This window comes from Mycobacterium sp. IDUB_9 (assembly GCF_055419505.1).
In genome coordinates this window covers 964799-979804 of sequence record NZ_JBVAXU010000002.1, presented here as the reverse complement: position 1 = coordinate 979804, position 15006 = coordinate 964799, and the positions used below count along the sequence as shown (strand labels likewise).

The following is a 15006-nucleotide window of genomic DNA, read 5'->3' as shown; positions in this document are numbered from 1 at the left end:
GCTCAGACCCGATAGTCGGAGAGCAGCCGCTTGCTGATGATGTTCTTCTGGATCTCGCTGGTGCCTTCACCGATCAGCAGGAACGGTGCATCGCGCATCAGCCGCTCGATCTCGTACTCCTTGGAGTAGCCGTATCCGCCGTGGATCCGGAAGCTCTGCTGGGTGACCTCCGAACAGAACTCGCTGGCCAGGTATTTGGCCATGCCCGCAGCCACGTCGTTGCGTTCGCCGGAGTCCTTGAGCCGGGCGGCGTTGACCATCATCAGATGCGCGGCCTCGACTTTGGTTGCCATCTCGGCCAATTGGAACGCCACCGCCTGGTGCTCGGCGATCGGCTTGCCGAAGGCCTCCCGCTGCTGCGCGTAGCGCACCGCCAGCTCGAAGGCACGGATGCCCACACCGCAGGCACGCGCCGAGACGTTGACCCGACCGACCTCGACACCGTCCATCATCTGGAAGAAGCCCTGCCCGGTGACGCCGCCGAGTACGTCGTCGGCATTGGCGCGGTAGCCGTCGAATATCAGCTCGGTGGTGTCGATGCCCTTGTAACCGAGCTTGTCGAGCTTGCCCGGAATGGTCAGCCCTGGGACGACCTCGCCGAAGCCGGAAGGCTTTTCGACCAGGAAGGCGGTCAGGTTGCGATGCGGTTTGTCGGCGCCTTCGTCGGTGCGCACCAGCGCGGCTACCAGGGTCGAACTGCCGCCGTTGGTCAGCCACATCTTCTGGCCGTCGATCGTGTACGTCCCGTCGCCATTGTTCTTAGCCCTGGTACGAATCGCCGCCACATCGGAACCCAGCTCGGGCTCTGACATCGAGAACGCGCCTCGTGTCTCCCCAGTAGCCATGCGCGGCAGGAACTTCTGCTTCTGAGCGTCGGTGCCGTGCTGCCGGATCATGTACGCGACGATGAAGTGGGTATTGATCACTCCGGACACGCTCATCCAGCCGCGGGCCAGTTCCTCCACGCACAGCGCGTAGGTGAGCAGCGACTCGCCGAGACCGCCGTACTCTTCGGGGATCATCAGGCCGAAGAGGCCCATGTCCTTCATCTGGTCGACGATGGCCTGTGGGTAGGTGTCGGAGTGCTCCAGCTCCTGGGCAGTCGGGATCACCTCTTTGTCGACGAATTGCCGCACCGTGGAGACGATCTCGGTCTGGAACTCGCTGAGCCCCAGGGTCTGGGCAAGTCTCGTCACGATGCCACCCTTTCGAACACGGCGGCCAGTCCCTGTCCGCCCCCGATGCACATGGTCTCCAGCCCGTAGCGGGCCTGTCGCCGATCCAGTTCCCGGGCCAGCGTGGCGAGCATCCGCCCACCGGTCGCCCCGACCGGATGTCCCAGCGAGATCCCGGATCCCCGGACGTTGGTGCGCTCCAAGTCGGCCTCGCCGAACTTCCACTCCTTCATCACGGCCAGCGCCTGGGCGGCGAATGCCTCGTTGAGCTCGATCAGATCGATATCGCTCAGCTGCAGATCGGCCTTGGCCAGCGCGACCTCGGTGGCCGGCACCGGCCCGATACCCATGATGTTGGGCGCGACGCCCGCCGAGCCCCACGACACCATCCGCACCAGCGGCCGCAGACCCAGCTCGGCAGCCTTCTCGGGGGTGGTGACGATGCACATGGATGCGGCATCGTTCTGTCCGCTGGAGTTTCCGGCGGTCACGGTGGCTTCTGGGTCCTGTTTGAGCAGAACCGGTTTGAGTTTGGCCAGGGTCTCGACCGTGGTGTCGGCTCGCGGATGCTCGTCGATCTCGACGATCCGCTCACCGTTCCGGTCACGCACGGTCACGGGAATGATCTCCTCGGCCAGCACCCCGGACTGCTGGGCCGCCACCGCGCTGCGATGCGAGCGCACCGCGAGCTCGTCCTGCTCGGCGCGGGTGATCCCGTATTCGCGGCGTAGGTTTTCGGCGGTCTCCATCATTCCGCCGGGCACCGGGTAGAACTGCCCACCGGCGGTAGTGCGTCCCCGCGCGAGCCCGTCGTGCATCTGCACGCCACTTCTGGCCCCACCCCACCGCATGTCGGTCGAGTAGAACGCGACATTGCTCATGCTCTCGGCGCCGCCGGCCACCACCAGATCGTTGTCGCCGCTGCGCACCTGCAGACATGCCTGGATCACGGCCTGCAGCCCGGAACCGCAGCGACGGTCCACCTGCATGCCGGGAACCGTCACCGGCAGGCCGGCGTCGAGCGCAACCACCCGGCCGATGGCCGGGGCCTCGCTGTTGGGATAGCAGTGACCGAGAATGACGTCCTGCACCTGTTCCGGCGCCACACCGGTGCGTTCCAACAGTCCTTTGAGCGCGACCACACCGAGATCGACGGCCGTCAGTCCCGCAAACATGCCGCCGTAGCGGCCGATCGGGGTGCGGACCGGCTCGCAGATGACCGCCTCGCAGGTGCTCATACGTGCCGACCGCCGGTCACCTCGAGCACGGTGCCCGTCATATACGACGACAGGTCGCTGGCCAGGAACAGGGCGACCTTGGCCACCTCGTCGGGTTCACCGGCTCGGGCCATCGGGATCTCGGCCAGCTTCTGGTCCCAAATGCGTTGCGGCATGGCCTCTGTCATCGCCGACCGGATCAGTCCCGGCTGGATGGCGTTGACCCGCACCCCGAGATGTGCGAGTTCCTTGGCCGAGGCCTTGGTCATCCCGACGATGCCGGCCTTGGCGGCCGAATAGTTGGTCTGACCGACCAGGCCGACCTTGCCCGAGATCGAAGACATGTTCACGATCGCACCGCGCTTGTTCTCCCGCATGATCGCCGCGGCCGATTTGGTGCCGTTCCAGGTGCCCTTCAGGTGAACGGCGATGACTTGGTCGAACTGATCCTCGGTCATCTTTCGCAACGTCGCGTCACGGGTGATGCCGGCGTTGTTGACCATGATGTCCAGCCCGCCGAATCGCTCGACGGCGGCCTGGACGAGGGCCTCGACCTCAGCCGACGACGTCACATCGCACCGGACCGCGGTCGCCACGTCGGGCCCGCCGAGCTCCTGCGCGGCCGCCTCGGTCGCCTCAAGGTTGACGTCGCCGAGCACCACCCGGGCGCCCTCGTCGATGAAGCGTTTCGCGATGGCCAGGCCCAGACCTTGGGCACCGCCAGTCACCACTGCAGTCTGACCGCTCAGCAACGACACCTGATCACCTAACTTTCGACCGTGGGGGCTCTGTCTGAGCCAGATCATATTTCATATACGATATTGGAAGTTCATCAGCCCCGCGAATCCCGCGCGACGAAATGGAGCTCACCTGTGACCAGCACCGCGGCCGCCACAGAAGTCAGCGACGAGGACTTCGCCGAGATCCTGGCGCAGACCCGCAGCTTCATCCGGACCGCTGTGGTGCCCCGCGAGAACGAGATCCTGGCCACCGACAAGGTGCCCGACGATCTCCGCAGCCAGGCCAAGGACATGGGGTTGTTCGGTTACGCGATTCCTCAGCAGTGGGGCGGCCTGGGCCTCAACCTGACCCAAGATGTCGAGCTGGCAATGGAATTCGGCTACACCTCGCTGGCACTGCGGTCGATGTTCGGCACCAACAACGGCATCGCCGGGCAGGTACTGGTGGGGTTCGGCACCGACGAGCAGAAGACCCGGTGGCTGGAGGGCATTGCCTCCGGCGACGTCGTCGCCTCGTTCGCACTGACCGAGCCCGGCGCCGGGTCAAACCCGGCGGGCCTGCGCACCAAGGCAGTTCCTGACGGGGACGACTGGATAATCAACGGCCAGAAGCGGTTCATCACGAACGCACCGACGGCGAACCTCTTCGTGGTGTTCGCCCGCACCCGCCCCGCCGACGAGAAGGGTGCGGGGATCGCTGTGTTCCTCGTGCCAGCCGACGCTGCCGGCGTCGAGGTCGGGGTCAAGGACGCCAAGATGGGCCAGGAGGGCGCCTGGACCGCCGATGTCGCCTTCACCGACGTGCGTGTACCGAACGCCGCACTTGTCGGCGGAAGCGTGGACGTGGGCTACCGCGCCGCGATGACTTCCCTGGCACGGGGCCGAGTACACATCGCGGCCCTCGCGGTGGGGTCCGCCCAGCGCGCACTCGACGAATCGGTGGCCTATGCCGCCGCGGCAACCCAGGGTGGCCAACCGATCGGCAGCTTTCAGCTGGTGCAGGCGATGATCGCCGATCAGCAGACCGGGGTGATGGCCGGACGCGCCCTGGTCCGCGATGCTGCAGCCCAATGGGTGTCCGGCGAGGACCGCCGCATCGCACCCTCGGCCGCCAAGCTGTTCTGCACCGAAATGGCCGGCAACGTAGCCGATCTCGCCGTGCAGATCCATGGCGGCACCGGATACATGCGGGAGGTTCCCGTCGAGCGCATCTACCGGGAGGTCCGGCTGCTGCGTCTCTACGAGGGCACCAGCGAGATCCAGCGACTCATCATCGGCGGCGGGCTGGTCAAGGCCGCCCAACGTCAACTCTGAAAAACCTATCCCCCAAGGAGAATCCATGACCGAGCGACTGGCCGGAAAGGTCGCGTTCATCACCGGCGCTGCCCGTGGACAGGGACGCGCACACGCGATCCGGATGGCCAAAGAGGGCGCCGACATCATCGCCGTCGACATCGCCGGGCCACTACCGCCGAGCGTGCCCTACGACTCGGCCACCCCTGAGGATCTGGCCGAAACCGTGCGATTGGTAGAGGCGACCGGCAAGCGCATCATCGCCACCGCCGCCGACACCCGCGACCACGACGCGTTACGGACAATCGTCGGCAAAGGAGTCGCCGAGTTCGGCCGGCTCGACGTGATCGTGGCCAACGCGGGTATCACGGCGCCCGAGCCGTGGAACGAGACCACCCCCGAATCATTCCGGGACGTCATGGATATCAACGTCACCGGCACCTGGAACACGGTGATGGCCGGCGCCCAGCACATCATCGACGGCGGACGGGGCGGGTCGATCATCCTGATCAGCTCGGCTGCCGGTATCAAGATGCAGCCGTTCATGGTGCACTACACGGCCAGCAAGCACGCCGTCGCCGGGATGGCCCGCGCGTTCGCGGCCGAGCTGGGTAAGCACAAGATCCGGGTGAACAGCCTGCATCCGGGCGCGGTCAATACCCCGATGGGAACCGGTGACATGCTGGCCGCGCTCACCCGGGCCAACGACACCAACCCCGGCCTGATGCAGATGGTCACCCCGTTCCTCCCCGACTACATCGCCGAACCCGAGGACATCGCCGATGCCGCGATCTGGCTGGCGAGCGACGAGTCACGGTATGTCACAGCCAGCCGGGTGGCCGTGGACCTGGGTTCCACCCAGTTCTGAGCCGGAATGTCCAGCCCGACAAGCACGGACTTCGCTGACGCGCTGGCCGCCGGGCTGCACGCCTACGGCGACCGGCCGTTCATCGAGTTCGCCCGAAACTGGTATTCGGGCAACGACATAACCCGGTTCATCGGGCAGGTCTCTGTCGCGCTGCAGGACGCAGGCGTCGGGCCCGGCGAGCCGATCGGCATCGTGGTACGCAATCGGGTGGCGCATGCCGCGACGATCCTGGGGTTCATCGCGGCACGACGCCCGGTGGTGATGATCTACTCGTACCAATCCGCCACCGCGATCGCCCGCGACGTCGAAAACCTCGCGTTGCCGGCGATCATCGCCGACATCGATGACTGGACACCCGAGCTGCGTGGCGCGGTAGCGTCGTCCGGTTCGGCCGGTCTCGTGTTGTCGGCCGACCCGCTCCGGGTCGGCGTGACGGCATCACGGCTAGCAGGCGGCCGGCACGACCCGATGCTGGAGCAGTCCGGTCTGCACATCCTGACCAGTGGCACCACCGGCCCTCCCAAGCGAATCCCGGTCGCCACCAATGTGCTTGAGCACACCGTCCTGAGTATGACGATCGGTGCCGGCACCGAGGTGGTCGGTGCGGACACTCCGCCCGCGCTGGTGTACTGGCCGTTCGGCAGCATCGGTGTCTGCCAACTACTGGCCGCGCCGTGCGCGGGCAAACGCATGGTGCTGCTGGAGAAGTTCAGCGTCACCGAGTGGGTCCAGGCGATCAAGACGCATCGGATCACCCAGGCCGGAGTGCAACCCGCGATCCTGCGGATGCTGCTGCAGGCCGAAGTCCGTCCCGAGGACCTGGCGTCGCTGGAGGGACTCTCGGGAGGCTCCGGGCCGTTGGAGCCGGAACTGCGGGCCGAGTTCGAGGGCCGCTACGGCATCCCGCTGCTATGGGCCTACGGGGCAACAGAATTCGCCGGATCGGTGTGCAGCTGGACCCCTGAGTTGTACCGCCGGTACGGCGCGGACAAACCCGACAGCGTCGGGCGGCCCCTGCCCGGTGTGCGCGTCCGCATCGTCGACCCCGACACCGCAGCCGAGATGCCGGCCGGAAGTATCGGACTGCTCGAAGCCAGCGTCGCGGTCATCGGACCGGACTGGGTACGTACCACCGACCTGGCCTCGATGGACGAGGACGGGTTCGTCACCCTGCACGGACGCGGCGACGGCGCGATCAACCGCGGTGGCTTCAAGATCCTGCCAGAAACCGTTCGACGGGTATTGATCTCACATCCCAGTGTGCTCGACGCCTGCGTCGTCGGAGTCCCGGATTCCCGGCTCGGTGAGGTTCCCTTCGCTGCGGTCGAGCTACGACGAGATGCTGCCACGCCCACCGAGGCCGAATTGAAGGACCTGGTGCGCGAGACGTTGCCGAGCCATCACGTGCCGGTGGCCGTGGCAGTCGTCGACGCACTCCCCCGCAATGCCGCACTCAAGGTGCGTCCGGGAGACGTCGCGGCGTTGTACGGCCCGTAGCAACTACCAGCGCGCCGGTGCCGGTGTGTCCAGCGACAGCGGGCGGTCGTAGGACAGATCGGAACGGTCGCGGGTGCCGACGAGATAGCCCTGCTCGGCGAAGTACGGTGACTGCAGCACTCGGGCATCCGCGAGGAACATCCCTTCCACGGTTGACCGGCGGACAGCAATGCGCCACTGACCATCTCGGCGTTCCAGCCGATCGATGTAGCGTCCGGTGATGAATTGGGCGCTTTTGCCGTCGATTCCGATCAGCACGACGATCACGTAGCTCTCCGCATGAGCGGTTTCACCGTTGATCTCGCAGGTATGCGTCGTGATGTTGTGGGTGTGGACACGGGACGTCTCAGCGTGGGTCTTGTTGGCCCACTCACCATAATCGGGGCCCGCGTTGACCGCACGTCCGTGCTCGTCGACGCCGTCGGAGTGATAGGCCGACGCAATCAGATCTATGTCATGCCGGTCGCATCCACGCGCATGGCGGGCGACGCAGTCCAGAATCTCGGTCCTGTCGAGTAGGTACCGGACGTCGCGCTGCAGCGTGGTCAGGGTGGTGTCGACAGTCATCGGACTCCTGCTCGTCGGTGGAAACAACTCGCGCCGCCGACACGACCTCGCGTGCCTAGGCGCTCCCAATGACACTATACGATCGTACAGCAGTGAGCGAGTGCCAAGATGCTTGTATCGATCGAGCGAGGAGACCATGGCAGCATCGTCGCGACGGGTGGGCGCCGAAACGTCCAAGACCAGAGACACCCTGCTCGATTGCGTCGAGCAGATGATGCTCAGCGAGGGCTACGCGAGCGTCACCTACCGCGCTCTGGCCACAAAGGCCGAGGTCACCCCCAGTCTCGTGCAGTATTACTTCCCGACACTCGACGACATCTTCATCGCCGCAATTCGGCGCTACTCCGACCGTGGCATCACCTACCTCACCACCCTCTTGGAAACCCGCACCGACGATCCGCTGCGGGCGGTATGGGAGTACAGCTGGGACGAGGCCACTGGTGCGCTGATCACCGAATTCATGGCGCTCGGAAATCATCGGAAGTCGATCCGCGCCGAGATCGCGAAAGTGACCGAGACCGTTCGCAAGATGCAACTCGATGCGCTGACCGCCAAGTTCGGAAAAAATGCGCGGCCGATCGGCGATCTGTCACTGCCCGCGCTGCAGATCCTCATGTCGGGACTGCCCAAGTTCCTCAACCTCGAGAAGGGCATCGGGGTCAAGTCCGCTCATGCCGAAGTCATAGAGGCGTTCGAAAAGTACCTGGACCTCGTTGAGCCGGATACGTCACCGGCGAAGAAGAAAGCAGCGCCTCGTCGCCGCAGGACCCACACCGCGCGCTAGATCAGCTCAGCGCATCACGTGCGGGTACTGCCGGCACGGGTGCACGTCGAACATGTCGCGGTATGACGGTGGTTGGCGGCCAGCTTCGTCGGCTATGCCGTACTTGACCGCCAGTTCAGCGCCGATCAGCGTCTGTCCGGAGACCTCCATCAGCTCGGGATCGTTGTACAGCGCCCAGATGACGTGCCCCGTCAGCTCAGGTGTCTCGGCTGAATTCAGAATGTGTCCGAACTTCTCGGGATTGCCCGCCACGATCTTGCGCACCCGATCGGTCAGCAGTGAGCCCATCCAGATCGAGACCGCGGCGATGCCGAACTCGCGCAGATCGAAGGCCATGTCGGCGGCCATCTTGTCAGTGGCCGCTTTCGGTACTCCATAGGCCGGCCCGAAGGCGTAGTGCACGGCGCCCGACGACGACGAAAAGGCCACCAGCCCTTTGCGTTGCGGGACCATGAGCGGAGCAGCATGCACTGTGGCGACATAGCTACTGCGCACGCCCACGTCCAACGTATCGATCACGTCGACGGGCTCTTCCCAGAACTTCGTCCGGCCCATCATCTCGTCGCGGATGATCGCGGCGTTGTTGACCAGGATGTCGACTCGGCCGTGGTCCTGCGCGATCTGCTCGAACAGCGCCGCCACCTGCGTGTCATCGCTGTGGTCTACGGCGACGGCGATACCGTTTCCGCCCGCGGCGGTGACCCTGGCGGCCGTCTCGTCGATGGTTCCGGCCTGCCAGTTGGCGACGCGCTTACGGGTGCGCCCGGTGACGTAGACGGTGCAGCCGTGACTGCCCAGGGCGTGGGCTATCCCGGCGCCGGCGCCACGACTGGCGCCCGTGACGACGGCAACTGGTGCGCTGGTCATTCGTACGGATACCTCGCCATCACACCACCACGGCCCCACCGTTGACGCCGATCACTTGTCCGTTCACGTAGCCGGCCCCCTCAGAGCACAAGAAGGAACACACCGCGGCCACGTCCGCTCCGGCTCCGAGACGCCCGGCCGGGATGACCCGGGCGAGATCCTGGGTGGTAGGCAGCTTGCCCTCCCGCTGCTGCTGCCGCAACATTGGCGAATCGATCACGAACGGCGGAACGGTGTTGGCCGTGACGCCTTTTCGCGCATAGTCCAGCGCGATGGTTTTGGTCATGGCGATGACGCCGCCCTTGGTCGCCGAGTAGTGCCCCTGTCGAGGAGCGCCCTGCTGACCGGCCGCCGAGGAGATGGTCACGATGCGGCCCCAGCCGGCGGCGACCATGTCCGATAGAGCAGCGCGGGCGCAGAGGAACGTGCCAGTCAGGTTGACCGCCATATAGCGGTTCCACTCTTCGAGCGTGATCTTGTCGAACCGGGTGAAACCCGCGATGGCTGCACTGGTCACCAGAACCTCGACGGGGCCGAAAGTGTCACGGACAACGTTGAATCCGTCGACCACTGACGCCTCATCCGACACGTCGACGGCCACGGCTGCCGCCGTCCCGCCAGCCGACCGTATCTCGGCAACGGCCTTCTCGGCCGCTTCGGCGTCGACATCCATGGCCACGACCCGATGCCCGTCGACGGCGAGTTGGAGGCTGATCGCCCGGCCCAGGCCCGATCCGCCGCCGGTCACCACTGCTGTTCGACTCAACTCCCACGACTCCTCGACTGGGCCACCCGCATGGACGCGCTGTACGTATGTATAGCGCATGTGGCACGGACCGCACAACCACCATCTCGCGGAACGGTTGCCGGTCGATCGCAACGTCCTATACATTCGTACAGCAGACGCATCGCACGTGCGCGAAATGACCTTGCCGAGGAGCCGATGTTGACCGATTTGTATTACGACCCATGGGACTTCGACATCGACCTCGATCCCTACCCGACCTACCGACGGCTGCGCAACGAAAACCCCGTCTACTACAACGAACGCCACGACTTCTGGGGCGTCAGCCGCTATGCCGACGTGGATGCAGCCCTCAAGGACACCACACGGCTCAGCTCGGCCAAAGGCGACATTCTCGAAGTGGTGATGACGGACCCGGTGATGCCGCCCGGCATCTTCATCAATGAAGATCCGCCGCTGCATACAATCCACCGCGCCATCGTGTCCCGCGCTTTCACACCGAAGAAGATGCGCGCCATCGAAGACAAGATCCGCGCCTTCTGCGTCGCCTGCTTGGACCCCCTGGTAGGGGCCGAACGGTTCGACTTCGTGCAGGATCTGGGCGCCGAGCTCCCGATGCGGACCATCGGCATGCTCGCCGGGATCCCGGATGCCGAGCAGCCCGCTGTGCGCGAACATGCCAATCAGGTATTGCGCAACGAGCCAGGCAAGCCGATGGACATCAAGAAGGACCACTACTTCACCGGCGAGATGTTCGGCGAGTATGTCGAATGGCGCGAGAAGAACCCCTCCGACGACTTGATCACCGAATTGCTCAATGTTGAGTTCGTCGACGAGAACGGAATGACCCGGAAACTGGCCAAGCAGGAACTCATCGTATTCCTCGCCGTTGTGGCCGGTGCAGGCGTCGAGACCACTGGCCGCCTGTTCGGGTGGATGGGCAAGGTACTGGCCGAACATCCCGACCAGCGCAAGGAATTGGCTGAAAACCACGCGTTCATTCCGACGGCGATAGAAGAGCTACTGCGCTATGAGCCGCCCGGCCCGCATGTCGCTCGGTACGTCACCACCGGTGATGTCGCTTTCCAGGGACAGACCATCCCTGCGGGCAAACCCTTGCTCCTGATGCTGGCCTCCGCCAACCGCGACGAACGACATTTCGACGACCCGGACAGGTTCGACATCCACCGCAAGCCCGGAGGTCATCTGACATTCGGGCGCGGACCGCACTTCTGTGTCGGGTCGCCTCTGGCCCGACTCGAAGGCCGAGTCGCACTCGAAGAGGTACTCAAGCGATGGCCCGAGTGGGCCATCGACATGTCGGGAGCGCAGCGTTCGCGCACATCGACCGTACGCGGCTGGGACAGCATGCCCGCGGTTGTCTCCTGACCTGATCGGCCTTTGCGCTCAGACTCCGGCAGGCCCCGGTGCACCGTGCATGTACAGCGTCTGACCGGAGCAGAAGCTCGACGCATCGGAAGCAAAGAACAAGGCGCCATAACCAATTTCGTCAGGCTCTCCGAGCCGGCCCAAGCCATTGGTCAACGCAATGGCTTCCGGATCAAGGCCGTAGCGCGCCGCGTCGTCGGTCAGTGTGGCAGCCCGTACCGCCCCGACCGCGATCGCGTTGACCCGGACCCCCTTCTTGGCCCATGCCGCAGCCATCGAGCCGGTCAGGTTGTTCACCGCGGCCTTTGCGGCGCCATAAGGCGCGGCCTGGGGCATCGCCAGCAGGCTCGCGCCCGAGGAGATGTTGACGATCGATCCTTTGCCCTGGGCGATCATCGCGCGGGCGGCGGCCTTGGACAGGTGCCAAACGGCTTTGAAGTTGAGGGCCAACACCTTTTCGAATTCGTCCTCGTCAAACTTCATGATCGATCTCGTCTGCGCGCCGCCGGCACAGTTGATGAGAATGTCGACTCGCCCGAACTCGTCGACCGCCTTGTCTATCAAAGCGTCACAGGCCTCGGCGGTGGTGACATCGGTCGAGACCGGAAGTGCCTGTCGCCCCAGATCGGCGACCTCTTTGGCCGTCGTCTCCAGCGGATCGAGGCGACGCCCGGCCAGCACCACGTCAGCACCGTACTCGGCAAGGACCAACGCTGTGCCACGGCCGATTCCGGTTCCTCCACCTGTGATGACAGCCACCCGGCCATCGAGCGCGAATCGGCTGAGCATGAAACTCCTTGGGTCCAGGCGGTACCTACAGCGTGCCATACGATCGTATAGCACTTGCCCACGCGGATATAGCCCCACTGTCTTCATGATGAGCGGCGAATCTGCGTACATCACCGCCCGGTCGCTGGCCGTCGACGGCGGCATCACCCAATTCGGGCAGCGACGGCGCCGCCGGCGTTCAGACCTCGGACGTGCCCAACGTCCGCTCCAGGAACCTCACCTGGTCCTGGACGGCGGTGTCGAACCAGTCGTGACCCGGCCACACATCGAAGTGATCGCAGGGGTAGTGATGGACCTGGGCCCTGGCCTGCACGGCCGTCTTCATCACCGAGTTGGCGGGCACGAACCGGTCGAAGTCGGCAACCTGAATCAGCACAGGACATTTCAGGGCCTTGGCAGCTGCCCCGGTGCGGATCTGCACCAGCTCCATCCCGATGGCCGAATCGACTTCGTTGCGCCACGTCGGACCGGCGATCGCGGTGTAGCTGTCGTATGCCCCGTCGAGGGCCAGCGCGCCGGCCTCCCCCGGCTTGGCCGCCAGCGGCATCAACGTCGGCGCTCGGCCCGCCGCCACAGCCACACGACTCTTCACGCCCGCCAGGGTCCAACGCAATGCCGAGGCGACATCGCGGTGCGCCACCGCCGCCCGACTGGCGGCCAGCCCACTCGTCAACGGAGTCATGCCGATCACCGCAGCCACGTCGGCGCACTGTGCTGCCACCCGTAGGACGTGGCTGCCCGAGAACGACGATCCCCACAGCACCACCCGCCGACGGTCCACACCCGACAGTTGTTGGGCGGCCGCGATGGCCGCACCATAATCCGCCATCTGACGCTCGACCGAAACGCTCTGTCGCGGTTGCCCATCCGATGCGCCGAACCCGCGGTAGTCGAAGGCCACCACGTCCAGGCCGGCCACGCTGAAGCGCTCGGCGAAAGGTTGCAGGCCCGAGTCGACGGTGCCGCCGAACCCGTGCGCCATCACCACCACCGGCCGGCCCTCCGGACCGGCGAAGCCATCGGTTGCGGCCGGGAAATGCCACGCGCTGCACCGGTCACCGGCCGAGTAGAACGTGAGGTCGGTGTGAGTCACGCCGTCACTCCCACAGTGAGGCCGGCACCGTCGGCGGCGCGCTTGGCCCCAGCGGGTAGCTCCCGCACCCGGATGTCGTGCTCGTAGTAGAAATAGTCCACTTGCTGGGTGTGCCGGGGCCGATCGGTGCAGTGTCCGCCGTGCAGCTGCTGATCGGCATCGATCACCCGCTCCATCTCGGCCACCGGTGGCAGGCCGTACCGTCCGACCGCGTAGGCCGCCAACAACCGCGACTGGCATTCCACGAACGGGAACAAGGTCGGAATCGCCTGGGCGAAACCCATGAATACCAGATCATCGATGCCTGGCTTGAACATCCGCTTGTAGAGCCGGATGTGGTTGCCGGGTGCACTGACGACCTCGGCGTCGAAGAACGGGAAGGTGATGTTGTAGCCCGTCGCGTACACGATCGCATCGAAGACGTCGCTGGTGCCGTCCTCGAAACGCACAGTGTCACCGTCCAAACGGGACACGTTTGGCTTCGGAACGACATCACCCGATCCGAGCCGCAGCGGCAGCTCGACCGACTGCGTCGGGTGCGCTTCGAACAGCTTGTGGTTCGGAGCCGGCAGCCCGTACATGGTGGGATCGGTGCCCAGCATCGGTCCGATCAACTGGACCATCTTGCGCTGCCAAGACAAGGGAATATAGGGATTGGTGCGGAAGTATTTGTCACCTGGTTGTCCCGCAATGTATTTCGGCACGATCCAGGCACTCGATCGGGTGGACAGCGTCACGTGGTTCTGCAGAGATTTCGATGACAACTCGACGGTGATGTCGGCCGCACTGTTGCCGATGCCCACCACGAGGATCCGCTTGCCGGTCAGCTCCAGCGGTTCCTTCGGGTCGATGTAGTGGTGCGAGTGGATCTGTTCACCGGTGAACGTCCCGGGGAACTCGGGTAGCCGGGGGTCCCAATGGTGCCCGTTGGCGACGACGAGGAGATCGAACTCGCGGCGGGCCCCGGCCTGATCTTCGATCTCCCAACCGCCCCCGTCGACTCGGGTCGCACGCACCACCCCGTTGTTGAACTCGATGTTCTCCAATAGCCCGAAGGCATTCGCGTAGGCATCCAGGTAGGCCTTGATGTCGGAGTGGTGCGGGAACGACGGGAAGTGCTCAGGGACCGGAAAGTCCTTGAACGACAACCGATGCTTGCTGGTGTCTATGTGCAGTGAGCGGTATGCGCTGCTGTGTCCGTTCGGATTGCCGAAGGCCCAGTTCCCGCCGATGCGGTCCGATGCCTCGAACGTGGTGTACGGAACCCGGTAGTCCTTGAGCATCTTTCCGGCGGTGAGCCCGCTGATGCCCGCGCCGATGATCGCGGTCCGCGGCAGTGAACGCTGCAAAACAGTGCTCCTTCACATTGTGATGCAGAACACTAGCAGCGCACTTTGACGAGCGTCAATGAATTCTGACAACTGTCAGAAACACACGAGCAGACACAAACCTGCCTTCAAACCCGCGTTTGAGGGCAGTTTTGTGTCTGCTGGCGGAGAAACCTGGCGGGAAACTCAGCCGATGAAGCGGACGATCGACTCAGCGACCGCAGCGGGCTTGTCCGAACCCTCGATCTCGACCGTCACCGTCATGGTGGCCTGCACCGCGCCGTCGAGTTGCGCGACGTCGGCGATCGCCGCACGCGCCCGCACGTTGGCCCCGACGCGCACCGGCGTGATGAACCGAACCTTGTTGTAGCCGTAGTTGACCGCCAACTTCACATTGTCGACGCGATACAGCTGATGAGTGAAGTGCGGCAACAACGACAGCGTCAACAGACCGTGCGCGATGGTGCCGCCGAACGGTCCACCGGCCGCCTTCTCGGGATCGACGTGAATCCACTGATGGTCATCGGTCGCGTCGGCGAACAGATTCACCCGATCCTGGGTGATCTCCATCCAGTCGGTCGGGCCGAGCTCGCTGCCCGCTGCCGCCACGAACTCGTCAAGACCATTGAAGACTTTCACGCTCACTCCTCCCGA

Annotated in this window: 15 protein-coding genes; 5 read left to right on the top strand and 10 right to left on the bottom strand. The window is 64.9% G+C overall.

Features of this window, described 5'->3' with window-relative positions; all coding sequences use genetic code 11:
* Positions 1 to 2: 2 nt before the first annotated feature.
* From ACZY08_RS13365 to fabG, 3 genes are read right to left on the bottom strand one after another with little or no spacing between them, the layout of a single operon-like run.
* Positions 3 to 1196 carry an acyl-CoA dehydrogenase family protein gene (locus tag ACZY08_RS13365; protein ID WP_463744401.1) on the bottom strand — a complete coding sequence of 398 codons (1194 nt, stop codon included), beginning with the start codon at positions 1194 to 1196 and terminating at the stop codon, positions 3 to 5.
* On the bottom strand, positions 1193 to 2413 hold the full coding sequence (locus ACZY08_RS13360; protein ID WP_463744402.1) for an acetyl-CoA C-acetyltransferase: 1221 nt from the start codon (positions 2411 to 2413) through the stop codon (positions 1193 to 1195). Before ACZY08_RS13360 ends, ACZY08_RS13365 begins: the two co-directional genes overlap by 4 nt.
* Entirely contained in the window at positions 2410 to 3198 is a 789-nt protein-coding gene (gene fabG / locus ACZY08_RS13355) for a 3-oxoacyl-ACP reductase FabG (RefSeq protein WP_463744403.1), read from the bottom strand. The genes ACZY08_RS13360 and fabG overlap by 4 nt, the downstream gene beginning before the upstream one ends.
* Positions 3199 to 3264: 66 nt before the next feature.
* Here fabG and ACZY08_RS13350 point away from each other — a divergent pair, with 66 nt between their 5' ends.
* Genes ACZY08_RS13350 through ACZY08_RS13340 form a run of 3 tightly spaced genes read left to right on the top strand, consistent with a single transcriptional unit; the run spans position 3265 to position 6790 of the window.
* A complete protein-coding gene (locus ACZY08_RS13350) occupies positions 3265 to 4446 on the top strand; it encodes an acyl-CoA dehydrogenase family protein (protein WP_463744404.1) in 1182 nt (393 codons plus the stop codon).
* Between the two features lie 25 nt (positions 4447 to 4471).
* Positions 4472 to 5293 carry a mycofactocin-coupled SDR family oxidoreductase gene (locus ACZY08_RS13345; RefSeq protein ID WP_463744405.1) on the top strand — a complete coding sequence of 274 codons (822 nt, stop codon included), beginning with the start codon at positions 4472 to 4474 and terminating at the stop codon, positions 5291 to 5293.
* Positions 5294 to 5299: 6 nt separating this feature from the next.
* Complete coding sequence (locus tag ACZY08_RS13340) at positions 5300 to 6790, top strand: class I adenylate-forming enzyme family protein (protein WP_463744406.1); 1491 nt, start codon at positions 5300 to 5302, stop codon at positions 6788 to 6790.
* A gap of 3 nt (positions 6791 to 6793) precedes the next feature.
* On the opposite strand, the gene ACZY08_RS13335 is transcribed toward ACZY08_RS13340, so the two are convergent.
* Positions 6794 to 7357 (bottom strand): nuclear transport factor 2 family protein, encoded by a 564-nt coding sequence (locus tag ACZY08_RS13335; protein ID WP_463744407.1) that lies wholly within the window; start codon positions 7355 to 7357, stop codon positions 6794 to 6796.
* A gap of 136 nt (positions 7358 to 7493) precedes the next feature.
* On the opposite strand from ACZY08_RS13335, the gene ACZY08_RS13330 reads away from it, so the two are divergent.
* On the top strand, positions 7494 to 8141 hold the full coding sequence (locus ACZY08_RS13330) for a TetR/AcrR family transcriptional regulator (protein ID WP_463744408.1): 648 nt from the start codon (positions 7494 to 7496) through the stop codon (positions 8139 to 8141).
* A gap of 6 nt (positions 8142 to 8147) precedes the next feature.
* Here ACZY08_RS13330 and ACZY08_RS13325 read toward each other — a convergent pair whose 3' ends face one another.
* Positions 8148 to 9008, bottom strand: a complete 861-nt coding sequence (locus ACZY08_RS13325) for an SDR family NAD(P)-dependent oxidoreductase (RefSeq protein ID WP_463744409.1) — start codon at positions 9006 to 9008, stop codon at positions 8148 to 8150.
* A gap of 19 nt (positions 9009 to 9027) precedes the next feature.
* Complete coding sequence (locus tag ACZY08_RS13320; RefSeq protein ID WP_463744410.1) at positions 9028 to 9774, bottom strand: SDR family oxidoreductase; 747 nt, start codon at positions 9772 to 9774, stop codon at positions 9028 to 9030.
* A 180-nt stretch (positions 9775 to 9954) separates the two neighbouring features.
* Between ACZY08_RS13320 and ACZY08_RS13315 the strand changes: the two genes are divergently transcribed.
* A complete protein-coding gene (locus tag ACZY08_RS13315; protein WP_463745257.1) occupies positions 9955 to 11142 on the top strand; it encodes a cytochrome P450 in 1188 nt (395 codons plus the stop codon).
* A gap of 18 nt (positions 11143 to 11160) precedes the next feature.
* On the opposite strand, the gene ACZY08_RS13310 is transcribed toward ACZY08_RS13315, so the two are convergent.
* The 4 genes from ACZY08_RS13310 to ACZY08_RS13295 all read right to left on the bottom strand — a co-directional run bounded on the left by ACZY08_RS13310 (position 11161) and on the right by ACZY08_RS13295 (position 14991).
* Positions 11161 to 11931 carry an SDR family NAD(P)-dependent oxidoreductase gene (locus ACZY08_RS13310; RefSeq protein ID WP_463744411.1) on the bottom strand — a complete coding sequence of 257 codons (771 nt, stop codon included), beginning with the start codon at positions 11929 to 11931 and terminating at the stop codon, positions 11161 to 11163.
* Between the two features lie 178 nt (positions 11932 to 12109).
* Positions 12110 to 13024 (bottom strand): alpha/beta hydrolase, encoded by a 915-nt coding sequence (locus ACZY08_RS13305; protein ID WP_463744412.1) that lies wholly within the window; start codon positions 13022 to 13024, stop codon positions 12110 to 12112.
* Positions 13021 to 14373 carry a flavin-containing monooxygenase gene (locus ACZY08_RS13300; protein ID WP_463744413.1) on the bottom strand — a complete coding sequence of 451 codons (1353 nt, stop codon included), beginning with the start codon at positions 14371 to 14373 and terminating at the stop codon, positions 13021 to 13023. Before ACZY08_RS13300 ends, ACZY08_RS13305 begins: the two co-directional genes overlap by 4 nt.
* Before the next feature lie 165 nt (positions 14374 to 14538).
* Entirely contained in the window at positions 14539 to 14991 is a 453-nt protein-coding gene (locus ACZY08_RS13295) for a MaoC family dehydratase (RefSeq protein WP_463744414.1), read from the bottom strand.
* Positions 14992 to 15006: the final 15 nt, after the last annotated feature.